This is a genomic window from Mucilaginibacter terrenus (genome assembly GCF_003432065.1).
Taxonomy (GTDB): Bacteria; Bacteroidota; Bacteroidia; order Sphingobacteriales; family Sphingobacteriaceae; genus Mucilaginibacter; species Mucilaginibacter terrenus.
The window spans coordinates 161,651-176,515 of record NZ_QWDE01000001.1 but is presented as its reverse complement, the minus strand read 5'-3'; the positions used below and the strand labels follow the sequence as shown (position 1 = coordinate 176,515).

General features: G+C 44.7%; 11 protein-coding genes. 5 read left to right on the top strand and 6 right to left on the bottom strand.

All coding sequences use genetic code 11. From position 1 onward, the window contains the following. The first annotated feature begins 23 nt into the window (after positions 1-23). Together DYU05_RS00745 and DYU05_RS00740 are read left to right on the top strand one after the other, a co-directional pair. Positions 24-1,529 (top strand): OmpP1/FadL family transporter, encoded by a 1,506-nt coding sequence (locus tag DYU05_RS00745; protein WP_117381082.1) that lies wholly within the window; start codon positions 24-26, stop codon positions 1,527-1,529. Between the two features lie 271 nt (positions 1,530-1,800). Next, positions 1,801-5,121, top strand: coding sequence for a patatin-like phospholipase family protein (locus DYU05_RS00740; protein ID WP_117381081.1), 3,321 nt, complete (start codon positions 1,801-1,803; stop codon positions 5,119-5,121). A 59-nt stretch (positions 5,122-5,180) separates the two neighbouring features. Here the strand turns inward: DYU05_RS00740 and DYU05_RS00735 are convergent, their stop codons facing one another. Then, the gene (locus tag DYU05_RS00735; RefSeq protein WP_117382899.1) at positions 5,181-5,660 is read right to left on the bottom strand and encodes a Dps family protein; all 480 of its coding nucleotides are present in this window, start codon (positions 5,658-5,660) and stop codon (positions 5,181-5,183) included. A 102-nt stretch (positions 5,661-5,762) separates the two neighbouring features. Between DYU05_RS00735 and DYU05_RS00730 the strand changes: the two genes are divergently transcribed. Genes DYU05_RS00730 through DYU05_RS00720 form a run of 3 tightly spaced genes read left to right on the top strand, consistent with a single transcriptional unit; the run spans position 5,763 to position 8,202 of the window. Further along, positions 5,763-6,524: a DUF4905 domain-containing protein gene (locus DYU05_RS00730; protein WP_165851968.1), complete on the top strand. Its 762-nt coding sequence runs from the start codon at positions 5,763-5,765 to the stop codon at positions 6,522-6,524. A 21-nt stretch (positions 6,525-6,545) separates the two neighbouring features. Continuing rightward, entirely contained in the window at positions 6,546-7,562 is a 1,017-nt protein-coding gene (locus DYU05_RS00725) for a DPBB and LysM peptidoglycan-binding domain-containing protein (RefSeq protein ID WP_117381079.1), read from the top strand. Continuing rightward, positions 7,555-8,202 (top strand): uridine kinase family protein, encoded by a 648-nt coding sequence (locus DYU05_RS00720; protein ID WP_117381078.1) that lies wholly within the window; start codon positions 7,555-7,557, stop codon positions 8,200-8,202. Before DYU05_RS00725 ends, DYU05_RS00720 begins: the two co-directional genes overlap by 8 nt. A gap of 8 nt (positions 8,203-8,210) precedes the next feature. On the opposite strand, the gene DYU05_RS00715 is transcribed toward DYU05_RS00720, so the two are convergent. The 5 genes from DYU05_RS00715 to DYU05_RS00695 form a co-directional block, all read right to left on the bottom strand. Then, positions 8,211-8,480: a hypothetical protein gene (locus DYU05_RS00715; RefSeq protein WP_133300140.1), complete on the bottom strand. Its 270-nt coding sequence runs from the start codon at positions 8,478-8,480 to the stop codon at positions 8,211-8,213. 157 nt (positions 8,481-8,637) lie between these two features. Next, positions 8,638-10,779 (bottom strand): polyribonucleotide nucleotidyltransferase, encoded by a 2,142-nt coding sequence (gene pnp, locus DYU05_RS00710; protein WP_117381076.1) that lies wholly within the window; start codon positions 10,777-10,779, stop codon positions 8,638-8,640. Positions 10,780-10,907: 128 nt separating this feature from the next. Continuing rightward, entirely contained in the window at positions 10,908-11,186 is a 279-nt protein-coding gene (gene rpsO, locus DYU05_RS00705) for a 30S ribosomal protein S15 (RefSeq protein WP_117381075.1), read from the bottom strand. A gap of 708 nt (positions 11,187-11,894) precedes the next feature. Next, a complete protein-coding gene (locus DYU05_RS00700; RefSeq protein WP_117381074.1) occupies positions 11,895-13,013 on the bottom strand; it encodes an FAD-dependent monooxygenase in 1,119 nt (372 codons plus the stop codon). 686 nt (positions 13,014-13,699) lie between these two features. After that, positions 13,700-14,836, bottom strand: coding sequence for an FAD-dependent oxidoreductase (locus DYU05_RS00695; RefSeq protein ID WP_235853923.1), 1,137 nt, complete (start codon positions 14,834-14,836; stop codon positions 13,700-13,702). Positions 14,837-14,865 lie beyond the last annotated feature (29 nt).

Below are 14,865 nucleotides of genomic sequence, written 5' to 3'. Positions count from 1 at the left end.
TTTTACGATTTACCTAACGCTTTATGAAAATAAAATATCTACTCAGTGTGATCGCTATAGTAGCGGTTACTAAAAATAGTTTTGCCCAATATTCACAGGATGCTATCCGCTTTTCGGGTGGCCAACCGGGTTCTACCGCACGCATTAAAGGCGTTGGTGGTGCCGGTACTGCTGTTGGTGGCGATCTAACATCTGTCAGCTCTAACCCTGCAGGTTTAGGTTTTTTCACCCGCTCTGAATTAAGCATTACTCCTGAATATAATAACATCAAGACCAATTCAACTTATTTCGGCACCAGCTCACAGGCTACCAACAACACTGGTAATCTTAATAACGCTGCTTTAGTTATTTATCAGCAGTTAAAGAAAGCTCGTGGTGCCGATAAAACTAAAGGCTGGTTAAGTGTTAATTATGGTATAGGTTACAGCCGCACCAACAACTACTATGAGAACATCAATTATGGTGGCACTAATAACAGCAGCAGCATAGGTAATTACTTTGCAAGCTTAGCCAACGGTTCAAAACAGAGCGATAACCAAGGCTACTACCTACCGAGCGGATCTTTGGAGTCATGGGCTTACAACCATTACCTTATTGAAGAAAATAACGGCAATTTCACATCTAATGCACAGCCAAATGGTAACCAACAGGTAAACATTAGCCGTACAGGCGGATTAAGCGAGTTAGATTTTTCGCTAGGTGCTAATTACAGCAATAAACTTTACATTGGTTTAGGCCTTGGTTTTACAACCCTCAGGTACAACTCTACCTCGCTGTTCAGCGAAAGCGGCAACGTAATTTTACCTGCTACACCAACACTCCCGGCAGAACAATTGGACTATAGCACCGGCTTTGCGCAAGATCAGTCTACAAGAGGTACAGGTTTTAACGCCCGCTTAGGTTTAATTTACAAACCGGTGGAAGCTGTTAGGTTAGGCGCTACGTTTACTACACCAACGTGGTACAGCATTGATGATGTTTACAGCGAAGGCTTAAGAACACGCTACCCGTCAAGCACAACTAATAGCGACTTTGAAGACCGTACCGATCAGCCATATGCTTTAACCTACAACTTACGCACTCCTTATAAAGTAGCGGGTGGCATAGCTGTGTTCATCAAGCAATTTGGCTTCATTACAGGTGACATTGAGTACGTGGATTACACAAGCACCCACCTGAGCAGCAACGATAGTTATGACGCAGATTACAGGGATAACCCTGAAATAAAAACCCTATACAAGTCGGCAGTTAACTACCGCATTGGTGCGGAAGCAAGATTAACAAACTTCTTTATGCTGCGCGGGGGTTACGGCATACAGGGCGACTACCGTAAAAACTACGGCAGCGACATTAAAACTGCTAGTGGTGGTATAGGACTGCGTTTCGCAAACTATTACCTGGATGCAACATACATGCACTCCACCGGTAGCCAAACAGTCTTCCCTTATGAGATTGGCAGCAACACCCCTAGTGCATTAATAAATAAGACCAATAACAGCGCGTTCCTTACATTAGGATATCGGTTCTAATACCAGATACACAATATTCCTGCTAAAGAGCGATGAAGTTTTTCATCGCTCTTTTTTATTTTAACGCTTTTCCATATTGGGGTTAAATATAAAATGTAAAATAATACATATGTCGTTATAGGTTATAGAGTCATATGAACCTTAAAATAATCATCAACCCGCATGTATAAAACATTTATTGAAATATTATTTGTAAATATTTTAAATATTCATAAAAGGAGTATTATATTTATAATGTTCATTCAAAAGTATCACCTAAACCACTCACAACATGGACATAATCACAGACTTAACTGCGCACGCGGTATCTTACATTACTATTTACCAGGATATTTGTAAAGACAAGTTTTTCAGCGGAAATAAAATTGTCACAAATGACTATTGCTCACAGGAGCAGTATAATCGCATAAAAGAAGTTTTCATGAGCAGAGAGCTGCTGGATGAAAATATGCTTAAAGAACAATTTTCTAGGCGGGTACATCAGCTTTACAGTTGGATAAAAAGTGGTGGCGACGCAGCAATTGCAACCGTGCAGATGACCGCCGACAATGATGACATTTACCAGCCACCTACCTATTGGAGAAAAAAAATCAGGGCTATGTTGTTTGCAGACGCCAATGAGCGTTCTGAGTTAGCTAGGATTCTGAACTATGTGCCTATTCAGGTAATACTTGCAATGGGCGGAAACAAGATTAAAAATTATGACCGCACTTACCAGGCTTATGATAATACGGAACAACCCAAAGAAACTCCGACTACTGGTTTGATCAAAAACCCTCAAAGGGATAAATGGTGGGCGGGTAACTTTGAGAAAAAACCAAGAAGATCTTTGACAATTGAGCTCCTGGAGAACAACGAAAGGCTAAAAAATTGCCTTATAACGGCAAACGCACCATTACCATTTGACACTTTTTTTACAGAGGAACTAAAGGAGGTTGAACAGAGCCGTGAGAGCCGCCGTAAAGAATTAGAACCCGGGATGGTACCTCCATCAAATACCCCTGAACACGCGTTAGACCCCGACCCTTTTCTGCTGGCGTCGGATATGAAACTTAAAGGGTTGGCACTATCAGGCGGAGGCATACGCTCGGCAACATTCAGCCTTGGTGTTATACAAAAGCTGGCCTACCTGGGTCAACTTAGTTCTTTTGATTATCTGTCAACCGTGTCAGGCGGCGGATACATCGGCTCCTGGCTGATATCGTGGATAAAACGTGGCGGCTCTGTTACCAAGGTCAGCAATCGCTTAAACCCCGCTAAGTCTACAGATCCGATGGCTGACGAAGTAAGGCCAATTCGCTGGTTGCGTATGTACAGTAACTACTTGTCTCCAAACGCCAGCATTATGTCTGCCGACGCCTGGACCACCGGCATGACCTGGTTAAGAAACACAATTATTAACCAATGCATATTGTTGCTATTACTACTAAGCGTTCTTGCACTCGTTTCTTCTTTCTTTAACCTGTGGCGTATATTTCAATCAACCGGTAATAACTATAGCACTTGGTCCGTAGGAATTTGGAGTTTTATACTGTTGGCACCGGCAGCTTTTTTAACCGGCTTTGGAATGAGAGGATACAAAACCATGGACGGAGTTAATACCAAACCTCTTATTGCAAATGCTTATACATCATTCCTGATGGTTTTTTGGGCCGCTTTAGCTGGTTGCATTATCAGCTCCTGGCTCTATGCAGGGTTACCTGAACTTGGCGGCTACGTGTACAACGGCAAAAAGCTTTGGCCTGTTGCTGCGGTAGGTACCGCTTTAATGATTACAGTAGCAACAATTGGTAAGTATGCGTCACAAGCCAGTGCAATGAGCACATACAAAATTTACTTTGTACCAGGTTGGCTTCGTATTTGGTGCTGGATTATCCTTTCATCATTAGTGGCGGCTGCAGTGGGGTTGGCTGCTGTAACAGCTGTCTGGACGTTGTTCTGTAATTTACCGGTAGCTGGCTACGGTATTAACAATTTTTATGAAAAAGAGATATTCATATTAGGCCCCCCGCTTATTATCGAAGTAGTATGCATTTCTATTGTAGCACGCATGGCTTTAATGGGGTTATTGTTCCCCGACGAAAAACGTGAATGGTGGGGCCGTATGGGCGGCATTGTACATCGCTTTATTCTCCTGTGGTTATTGGTAACAGCAGGTGCCCTGCTACTGCCAGATTACATAAGATATAACAGCAAGAACATGCTTAAGGAACTTGCGCCTATACTGGGTACTGCAGCTACATGGGCGGGCCTTGTTGGCGCAGGTGTAAAAATGGCATTTAACGCTGCATCTGAAGGAAAAAAATCTGACCCGGGAAAATCAAAAGCTGCAGATATATTTGTACGATTTGTTCCATACCTCTTTATGGTAGGTTTTCTGCTGATAGGTGCATATACTTTGGAGGCGCTTACAAGAGTATTTGTGGACGTGAAAAACGCCGATGCCCAAACTTTAGCCAGCTGCTTTGGCCTGTTATCCGGCGGCTTAATTGTAATTACCTGGCTTGTAAGCTGGCGCACTGGTGTTAACGAGTTTTCTTTACACCACTTTTATCGCAATCGGCTTACACGGGCCTACCTGGGTGCAACACGCAGAAGGGATGACCGCGACAATACGGCAAACTCATTTACAGGCTTTGATCAAAGGGATGATCTGCCCCTCACAGATTTCAAGTACAAGGGAAAAAATGGCAGATATATTGGACCCTACCCTATACTCAATACTGCACTGAATGCGACTGATGCAAGTGAGCTGGACAGACAAGACCGGATGGCCGAATCTTTCATATTCTCGCCACTTTACTGTGGGTTTGATTTTAGTGCAACCAAGTCAGCCATCAATAATAAATCTTCAAAATTCAACTATGGTTACCGTAACACAGACAGGTATTCCGCCCCGATGGGTCCACAGTTAGGTTCGGTAATGGCTATGTCCGGCGCTGCAGTGAGCCCCAATATGGGTTATCATTCATCTGCCGCAACAGCATTTTTACTCACAATGTTCAATGTAAGGCTGGGCCGATGGATTGGCAACCCCAGGCAAGACAGGTGGAAGCATTCTGAGCCGACAGCCGGCATAGGGTATCTAGTTAAGGACTTAGTGGGCGATACAGATATTGATAACGACTACGTATACCTATCTGACGGCGGGCACTTTGATAATATGGGCCTCTATGAATTGGTGCGAAGAAAATGCAGCACCATTGTGCTGGTTGATGGCGAGCAGGACAGCAAAGCCAATTGTGAAGGCTTGGCCAATGCAATAAGGCGATGCCGGATTGATTTTGGTGTTGAAATTGAGATTGACACAACTAAGATAACCAAAAAAGCTAAAGATACCGGCTTTTCATTGGCGCATGCTGTTACGGGCAAAATACATTACCCTGGTGTTACTGATGTAGGGGAATTAATTTATGTGAAAACAACTCTTACTGAAGATAATGCAACTGATGTACGTGAGTACTACATGAGCAACCCCGAGTTTCCGCAAGAGTCAACCGGCGACCAGTTCTTTAATGAAGCGCAGTTTGAGAGTTATCGTAAACTAGGCTACCTGTCAATTGATAAGAGCATGTTTGCTGCTGCTAAATAGCACCTTAAACAAAAAAGCGATGGATTTCTCCGTCGCTTTTTTGTTATACCTGTTACAATTTAATCTTCGTTCACAAAAGAACGCAGCATCCAGGTGTTCTTTTCTTTAAACTGCATAAAACGGTTCACCATATCGTTGGTGCCGTCGTCGCCTGCGTCTGCAGTAATATCAAGTAGCTGGCGTTCCATTTCAATCAGCGTAGCCATATCATCAATCAAAGCTTTTACCATATCGGTATCTTTCATACCAATTGTATCAATTTCCTTTAATGTTGATGTGGTTATATAATCATTAAATGTGCTATACGGTGGTTTACCCAGGGTAAGTATACGTTCGGCCAGTTCATCAATTGTAGTCAGTGCTTCTGTGTACAGTTCCTCAAACTTTACATGCAGGGTAAAAAAGCTTTGTCCTTTTACGTTCCAGTGGCAGCCACGCAATTTTTGATAGTGAATGTGGTAATTGGCTAATAAGTCGTTCAGGTGATCTACAACTGGCTTTACTTTCTTTTCTTCTAGGCTAATTTCTTTCGCGTCCATGGTAAATATTGTGTGTGTTTTGGTGTAACAGCCTTCAGGAGGCATTGTTCATAAAGGTAAGCACATTTAATATTAATGAGCATATTTGCACATAATTTAACAATGGACAAACTATTGGCCCCGTTATTAGCACATTGTTTTACCGCACCGGTGTGGCGCATGGAAATTGATGAGCTGAGTGACGCAATTGTTTTGGAACTGCGCAGTGAAGCCGAAAAGCAGGTGAGCTTTGCATCGCTTAGCCTTACCACCGGACAGGTAAATTTTAAAAATTATCTAACAGAAGAACGATGGTTAGTTGGGCTGGAGGCTTTGTACAACGGCGTAGCACTGCTTCACTACTATAAAAACGAGAACAGCCCCGAACATAAAGGTATTATTGCAATTGATGCACAAACCGGTACTAACTTGTGGGCTAATTACAGCTTTGCTTTCGACGGCCTTACCCCTAATGGCCTGGCGGCTTACAACACCGCACTACAGCCAAAAAAAACGGTACTGCTTGATATAGCCACCGGTGCTGTTTTAAGAAATTGCACTCCCGCTGATAAACCTTTGACCAATAATATAGTCGTACCATCAATGATCTCGGCGCAGCAGTTGCCGCAACATTCCCTGCCTTTGCAACCGTACGGAAATATGGTGCATTACCTCCATCACAATAAGTACATAATTGTATCTTTGCACACATTTGAAAACGGGGTGCTGCAGCAGCACATGTTTATAATGGATGGTGCAAATATTGTTTACCGCGATGTTTTAAACAGCGGTATACAAAAATTACAGCCGGAGGCGTTTGTATTACATAAAAACGTACTGGTTTACATTAAAAACAAGACCGAATTAAAAGCCGTGCGCTTGTAAACTATTGTTTAATAACATATTATGAGATTTAAGATCGTATTGTTATCTACCATATTGCTATCCTTATCAGCAACTCTTTTTGCCCGCCCGCTTGTAGATTCAGTAGGCATTGAAAATCTGAACGGCAAAAAAGTGATCCTCCATAAGCTGGATCCAAAAGACAATTACTACTCTATCGGACGTAAATACGGCGTGAGCCCAAAGGCAATCATCTCTTTTAATAACAATGCCGGTATGCAAATCGGCAAGATAATAAAGGTACCTACAGAGCGACCGTTTGACGGGTCAGAACAGGCGGCCGCAACACCACCCCAAAACAAGCCGGTTACACAACCACAACAAAATAAACCTGTAACGCAGCAGCCGATTCAAACACAAACCACCCAAACGCAACCGGTAACTACAACAGTAACTCCCCCGCCGGTACAAAATCCGGTTGAACAAAAGGCTGCGCAGCAGGTAGCAAATTCCAACGCCAATGGCATAAGCTCCCAGCAATACAAAGTGTCCGCAGGCGAAACGCTTTACTCTATTGCAAAACGTTTTAATACTACTGTGGAGGACATTACCGCCACCAACAAACTTACAGAGAGCATTAAACCGGGCCAGCTGCTTACCATTCGCAGTAACGTTCCACCTCCGCCGACACCGGCTGCAGTTGCTAATGATAGCCTACTAGCCAAACGCGACTCCACGATGGTTGCTCCGGCAGACACCATGGGCGAACACCGCCCGGGCACCAACAAGTACGGCCTGTTTGAGAAGAACGAGCGTGGTGTTGCCACCTGGATAGAAGATACCAGCCTCGACCCTAATAAGAAGCTTATATTGCACCGTACTGCCCCTATTGGCACTATTATGCGCATAAGCAACCCCATGACCGGTAAAAGCACCTTTGCAAAAGTAGTTGGCCGCTTTACCGATAACCAGCAAACCAAAGATGTGGTTATTGTAATGACCAAGAACGTTGCCGACAGCATCGGCGCGCTCGACAAACGTTTTCATGTAAATATTAGCTACGGCACTCCTAATGAATAAACCTTTTGTTGTTGGCGTTGCCGGCGGAAGCGGCAGCGGCAAGACCTTTTTTTTGAAATGTTTCCTGGAGCATTTTACTGCTGATGAGGTGTGCCTTGTATCGCAGGATGATTATTACATCCCCGTAGCCCACAACATGACCAAGGAGGAGAACAAGTTGTACAACTTTGACCTCCCCAGCACCATTGATGCAGACCGCTTTGAAGCCGACATCAGTAAGCTCATGCGCTGGGAAACGGTTTATCAGCAGGAATACACCTTTAATAACCCCAACATTGTACCTAAAATGCTGGAGATAAAACCCGCACCTATCATCATTGTAGAGGGGTTGTTCATCCTGCACTTTAAAAAGGTAGCCAATGATCTGGACATGACCATTTTTATTGATGCGGATGAGGAAGTCGCGCTACGCCGCCGTCTTAAGCGCGACCTTGCCGAGCGTGGCTACTCCAACGAAGATGCCAGCTACAAATGGCACAACCACGTTGTACCAGCTTATAAAGAGTTCCTGCTGCCTTTTAGGGACACCTGCGATCGAGTAATTATAAACAATGGCCACATTGCAGATGATATTATCAAAGTCACTGATGACATATCGCAAGAATTAAGAGAGAAAGTTTTTGGAGAGAAGAAGAAGTAACTAAAAGATCAATCGCAGTTAAGCAACAGATCGTAGTACTTTTTCATAAGAACGGTATCATAGTTCACAAGGGAGTTGTACGCCTCGGTAACCAATTCGTTAAGTATGGACGAGCCAAGCTGCCCCGCCCCGTTTGGGATAGAATCGTAATAGGCAATAAGCTCTTTAACCCTTATAATTTCGTACAATAACTGTTGTATGAGGTCGGCTTGCGGGCCGCCGTTCATACCCCCCGAGTTATTGAGAAAACCAAGCGGGTCGTTCATAGTAGACGTCATTTTCAATATACAGGACCGGCTTTATTTTCTCTTAGCACATTTATACTTAATTATACCAAACCGCCTAATAGCTGATTTGTTTTCAAAGTTTAAAAAAAAATAATATAACAACAAAGCCCTCGTTAATGAGGGCTTTGTTGTTATCAGAATACAATTCTTAGTTGTTGTTTTCCGGCTTTTTAACTTCAGGTTTTGGCAATAGCACTTTACGGGAAAGTTTCAGTTTGCCTTGCTTGTCAATATCAAGCAGTTTAACCCTTACTTCATCACCCACCTGGAATATACCGTCCATTGTTTCAATACGACGGTGGTCAATTTCAGAGATGTGCAGCAAGCCATCTTTACCCGGCATGATCTCAACAAAAGCACCGAAAGGCATTATCGAGCGTACTTTACCTTCGTAGATCTCGCCTACTTCCGGTTTAGAAGCGATTGCGCGGATGCGGCCTACAGCTGCATCAATAGATGCTTTGTTATCTGCAAATACCTGTACTATACCAACGTTGTTAACTTCTTCGATAGAGATAGTAGCACCGGTTTCGCGTTGCATTTCCTGGATGATCTTACCGCCGGGCCCAATTACAGCACCAATAAATTCTTTATCGATCTTGATGGTGATGATACGCGGAGCATGTGGTTTGTAATCCTCACGTGGTTCGGTAATGGTTTTAGCCATTTCGCCAAGGATGTGTAAGCGACCGTCTTTTGCCTGGTGAAGGGCAGCAGCAAGCACTTCGTACGATAAACCGTTTATCTTAAGGTCCATCTGTACAGCAACAATACCGTTTTTGGTACCGGTTACTTTAAAGTCCATATCACCTAAGTGATCCTCGTCGCCAAGGATGTCAGAAAGGATGGCGTATTTAGTACCCATTTCGTTGGTGATCAAACCCATTGCAATACCCGATACCGGGTTAGCAATCTTCACACCGGCATCCATCAGCGCAAGCGTACCGGCGCAAACAGTTGCCATAGAAGACGAACCGTTAGATTCAAGAATATCAGAAACAATACGGATAGTGTAAGGATTTTCGTCTTCAGCAGGCAATACGCGTTTTAACGAACGCATAGCCAGGTTACCATGACCAATCTCGCGACGGCCGGCACCCCTGTTAGGGCGAACCTCACCGGTAGAGAAACCTGGGAAGTTGTAGTGTAATAAGAATTTCTGATAACCGTTGATGAACGCACCGTCAATCATCTGCTCGTCGTCCTTAGCGCCTAAGGTAACGGTAGTTAATGACTGTGTTTCGCCACGGGTGAATACCGCGCTGCCGTGAGCAGATGGCAAATAACCAACTTCGCTCCAGATTGGGCGTATCTGCGTGGTAGAACGGCCGTCAAGGCGTTTGCCTTCGTCCAGTACCAGGTTGCGGATAGCGTCGTACTCTACGTCGTGGTAGTATTTTTTAGCTAACGATTTAGTGATGTCATCTATCTCGCCAAGAGTTTCTATGTAAGCGTCACGTACAGCTTTGAATTTAGCACCGCGCTCGTCTTTAGCAGAAGCTGAAGAAGCAATGTCATACACCTGCTGATAAGTAGCTTCGTAAATAGCCTTTTTCAGGTCTTCGTTGCTATGCTCGTGGTTGTAAGTACGTTTTTCTGTTTTGCCAACTTCCTGGGTAAGTTCAATTTGTGCAAGGCACTGTACCTTAATAGCAGTGTGCGCAAATTTAATAGCTTCAACAAGTTCATCTTCCTGTATCTCGGCACTCTCGCCTTCCACCATGTTGATGTCGTGCTGGTTACCTGCTACAATAAACTCTAAAGTTGCATTTGCTAACTGGCTTAAAGTTGGGTTTATAACCAACTGGCCGTCAATTTTAGCTACACGTACTTCAGAAATAGGTCCGTTGAAAGGGATATCCGAAACAGATAAAGCTGCCGAAGCGGCCAAACCTGCAAGTGCATCAGGCATAATATCTTTGTCAGCGCTGATCAGGGAGATCATCACCTGTGTATCTGCGTGATAATCTTCAGGGAACATTGGGCGCAGGGCGCGATCAACCAAACGGGAAATTAAAACCTCATAGTCTGACAGACGTGCCTCGCGGCGTAAGAAACCACCCGGAATACGACCGGTGGCAGCGTATTTCTCTTGGTAATCTACAGAAAGGGGCAGGAAATCAATGCCTTCTTTCGCTTCTTTTGATGACACTACAGTAGCAAGCAACATGGTGTCACCCATTTTTACTACTACCGAGCCATCGGCTTGTTTGGCCAGTTTACCGGTTTCGATCTCAATGGTGCGGCCGTCACCTAAATCGATTACCTTTTTAATTACATTTAAACTCATCTTGTTTGTGTTGCGGTGCGCTTTTCATCTTCAGGAGCGCACCTTTTTTATGTTTGTAAAAATTGTTTCAGAAATTAAAAAAGCCATCCTGCTTAGGCGGACGGCTTTTTTTTGTTTTTCAACAAAAGTTATTTGATGATATCCCTTAGCTGTAACGCCTTGATGATAGCACGATACCTGTTAATATCTTTTTTGTATAGGTAAGCCAGCAATGCGCGACGTTTACCTACTAACTTCTGAAGTGATAACTGTGTAGAAAAATCGTGTTTGTTTTTCTTTAAGTGACCAGTTAAATGCGCGATACGCGTGGTAAAAAGAGCTACCTGACCTTCGGCTGAACCTGTATCAGTTGCGCCTTTACCGTGTTGTGCAAAGATCTCCGCCTTTGCTTCTTTACTTAAATACATTACCTGAATAATATTAAAGCGTGTAAACTTTTGTTAATTGTGGTGCAAAGGTAACTAATTAAGTCTGAAGTTTCAAGAGTTTACGAATAAGAATATCGGGGTAAAAGAGTCAAGAGTCAAGAGTCAATGCTTGGCAGGATTGGTTGTTTTAAATTCTATTAATTCTTTAAATTTCATAAATTCGAGTTCAGACGATAACACTGGCCGACTCACCCCGACATCGCTATCGCTCGTCGACCCTCTCTCCGCTGCGCGCAAAGAGGGTAATACAACAAAGCGTCATTGCGAGCGATAGCGTGGCAATCACCGACACACCTGTCGTCGACCTTTCTATCGAAGATTGCTTCGTTCCTCGCAATGACGCATGGTTACTGGAGGACAAACAACCGCGTCATTGCGAGCGATAGCGTGGCAATCTCCCGACAAGCTTGCGGCAACCTTTCTACGAGGGTTATCGTAACTTTTTATCTGGAGATTGCTTCGTTCCTCGCAATGACGTACTTCCAGAATAATCACCTAAAATCTCTACAAGCACCCCCTCTTTCCGCAACGCGGAGAGAGGGGGCTGGGGGTGAGTAGATTCGCCACGAGCGATAGCGTGGCAATCTCCCGACAAGCTTGCGGCAACCTTTCTACAAGGGTATCGTAACTTTTTATTTGGAGATTGCTTCGTTCCTCGCAATGACGTGCTAATAAACTCACTTACACTTAAAAGATTACCTCCCGTTCGTTCCTTTCCCGAATAGCTTCTTCAGTTCTGGGAATAAAATTTTCCCGTACGTTCTTTTCGGCAGTGCCTTGTACTTCTTCAATAAAAGGACGAATGCTTTTTTCATAGGTCGCAAACGCCGGGTTGTGATCCCCCCCGTGTTCAACTAAGGCATCGGCCAGCGCTGCCGCCCCTATCATTGATAATGAAGCACCCATGCCTGCAGCCGGAGATGCGCAATACGCTGCATCGCCTACCAGCACAACACGACCTTTGGACCACGATGGCATTTTTATCTGGCAGAATTTATCAAAATAGAAATTACCCGAATGCCTTACCTCTTCCAACAGCTCGGCAGTACGCCAGCTTTCGCCGGAAAAGTGTTCCAGGATGATGTTTCGCTGTTGCTCGATGTCGCGGTAACTATAAGAGATCTCCTCCTGCGAGTGAAAACAAAAGATCACATCAGTTTTATTCTTATATGCATTAAGCATAACGGCTTTATTCGGCACGTTAAACATTTGCATGGTGTTTTGCTCTACCAGCAGCTTGTCCACTATCGTAATAGAGAAATACGCCTCCATGAAATGCGCGTAGTCTGCTTCAGGACCGAACCATAATTTACGGACGCCGGAATGTGAACCGTCACAGCCTAGCACCAGATCAAACGCGCGTTGTGCGCCACTTTTGAAAGTAACCTTAATATTATCCCCGGTTTCGTTTAAAACGGCAATGCTATCGCTAAAAATAAACTCCACGTTGTTCTTAAGCTTGGCAAACAGCATATTTATAAACTTATCTCGTTCAATTTCTACTTCGTTGCTTTCGTCATCATTGCCGTTCAGCACTATGGTGCGTTCAGAAACATCTGCTGCATTTTTAAATATTATCTGTTCTACATTGAGCTTGTTGGCCTCCAGTTCATCATGGATGCCCATGCGGCGGGCAACATCCACGGTATTTCCGCGTATGTCAATAGCAGAGCCGGCAGTGCGTGGCTGATCTGCAACTTCCACAACAGTTACGCTGTAGCCTAAATTATTCATCCACCAGGCGCAGGAAAGCCCCGCTATGCTTGCGCCGGAAATAAGTACTTTTTTGTTTTTAAATGCTTCCATAGTTTAATTGTAGCCGCTTGATGACTACGGTACAAAACTGCATAATGCACCTCCCCTACGCTTGTACAAACACGACAAAAGCAAGTGGCTACCTGAAAGTCGAGGATTGCTTCGTCCCTCGCAATGACGCTCGGGAATTCTGTATAATTTCAACACCGTCATTGCGAGCGACAGCGTGGCAATCATCGACATGCTTGTTGGCTACCCACCCGTCGAGGATTGCTTCGTTCCTCACAATGACGCAGTGTCAGAACGAGCACTACTAACCCACGCCGACTCACCCCGACACCGCTATCGCTCGTCGACCCTCTCTCCGCTGCGAACAAAGAGGGTAAGAAGAATTACAAAACAAGAGCAGCACAGCCGGAACAACCACCTCAAAACCGGTATCAGGAACGTTCGGGTAGTATAGGTATTGCCAAAGCACTAACTTTAACAGAACGTAACGTAGCCGGCACGTTATTCACTCTGTTCATGAGATCGCTGCGCTAAGTTTCTTTGGTTCGTTTCTTTTGGTGTCAAAAGAAATGAACATCCACTGCCGCAAATTCAGCAAACCCATTCCTCATCAGCACTAACGACTCACCCCGACATCGCTATCGCTCGTCGACCCTCTCTCCGCTGCGCGCAAAAACGGTAAGAAAAGCCAGTCGATTCACCCCAATGCTACCCCGCTTATCAAACAGCTAATGAATAAACCTGTGAAATGAAAAATCAGGATGGCGAGTCTCCAACTCGTTAGCAGCAGACTGCCGTTGTGCTTCCCCGGCATAAACAAACATTTGCTGCTCGTAATCTTCTATTGCGGCCTGTATGCTGGCGTATTTGCCGTTGGTAAGATTATCCGACAGAATTAGCGCGTCCGTTAAACCAGTGTTTACACCCTGCCCTGCAAAAGGCGGCATAAGGTGAGCAGCATCGCCAATGAGCGTCACCGGCAGTGGCCTTTCGCTTTTCCAAGGTTTATCTAAGGGCAATTTCTTTGTAGGCAGCACCCAAAAAGAGTTGGTTGCCTTAAACAGCTGCCGGTAAACATCAGCCCATTGTACAAACCTGTTGGTCAGGTAACTGATAATGCTATCCCTGCCCAATCCGGCGCTCATAATGCCCGGCTCATCAGCACTGCTAAATATTACACCGTAGCTTAAAACCCCGTTGTTACGAGGGTTAGCAACCAACGAAGTGCCTTTGCTGGATACCATAAGGATATTGCCTTTGCACAGCTGGTAAAAGTCGGGACACCGCATAGCGGCATTGTGCACCTCTCCCTGCACAATGATCGTCCCGGTATCCTCCACCTCTGTATCCGTAAGGTACTTTCTCACAATTGACATACCGCCATTTGCCCCAATCACAACGTCGGCAGAGGCATCGGGCTTACCTTCAAAATGCAATAACCATTGCCCGTAATTAGCCTCAAGGCCGGTCAGTTTTCTATCCCATACAACAGTACCCGGGGTTAAACTTTCCAGCAATAAGATTCTAAGAGAATTTCGGTTTATTTCGGGGTTATCATGTTCGTTTTGTGGCGTTGGCACCCTGGTGAACAAAATATTACCTTGTTCGTCGGCAATGGTTCTGCCCATCGCTATTGCCATTGCATAGTAGCGCTCCAACAGCCCTGCTTTTTGCATAGCTACCTGGCCGGACTCCTTATGAAGATCAAGCGTGCCGCCCCATATACGTGCTTGCGGGTCGGTATCCCTTTCGTATACCGCAACATTGGTTCCGTTTTGCTGTAACAACCGCGCCATAGTGAGCCCAACAGGGCCGGCCCCGATAATGGCTACGTTTTTATCTTTCAATAACATGTATTGCATCATTTATTTATGATGCAAATGTGCGGCTGACA

What these genes read in the sequence shown, in the direction of transcription:
- DYU05_RS00745 (WP_117381082.1), top strand. Translation starts at nt 24, where the DNA reads ATGAAAATAAAATATCTACTCAGTGTGATCGCTATAGTAGCGGTTACT.
- DYU05_RS00740 (WP_117381081.1), top strand. Translation starts at nt 1,801, where the DNA reads ATGGACATAATCACAGACTTAACTGCGCACGCGGTATCTTACATTACT.
- DYU05_RS00735 (WP_117382899.1), bottom strand. Translation starts at nt 5,660, where the DNA reads ATGGACGCGAAAGAAATTAGCCTAGAAGAAAAGAAAGTAAAGCCAGTT.
- DYU05_RS00730 (WP_165851968.1), top strand. Translation starts at nt 5,763, where the DNA reads ATGGACAAACTATTGGCCCCGTTATTAGCACATTGTTTTACCGCACCG.
- DYU05_RS00725 (WP_117381079.1), top strand. Translation starts at nt 6,546, where the DNA reads ATGAGATTTAAGATCGTATTGTTATCTACCATATTGCTATCCTTATCA.
- DYU05_RS00720 (WP_117381078.1), top strand. Translation starts at nt 7,555, where the DNA reads ATGAATAAACCTTTTGTTGTTGGCGTTGCCGGCGGAAGCGGCAGCGGC.
- DYU05_RS00715 (WP_133300140.1), bottom strand. Translation starts at nt 8,480, where the DNA reads ATGACGTCTACTATGAACGACCCGCTTGGTTTTCTCAATAACTCGGGG.
- pnp (WP_117381076.1), bottom strand. Translation starts at nt 10,779, where the DNA reads ATGAGTTTAAATGTAATTAAAAAGGTAATCGATTTAGGTGACGGCCGC.
- rpsO (WP_117381075.1), bottom strand. Translation starts at nt 11,186, where the DNA reads ATGTATTTAAGTAAAGAAGCAAAGGCGGAGATCTTTGCACAACACGGT.
- DYU05_RS00700 (WP_117381074.1), bottom strand. Translation starts at nt 13,013, where the DNA reads ATGGAAGCATTTAAAAACAAAAAAGTACTTATTTCCGGCGCAAGCATA.
- DYU05_RS00695 (WP_235853923.1), bottom strand. Translation starts at nt 14,836, where the DNA reads ATGATGCAATACATGTTATTGAAAGATAAAAACGTAGCCATTATCGGG.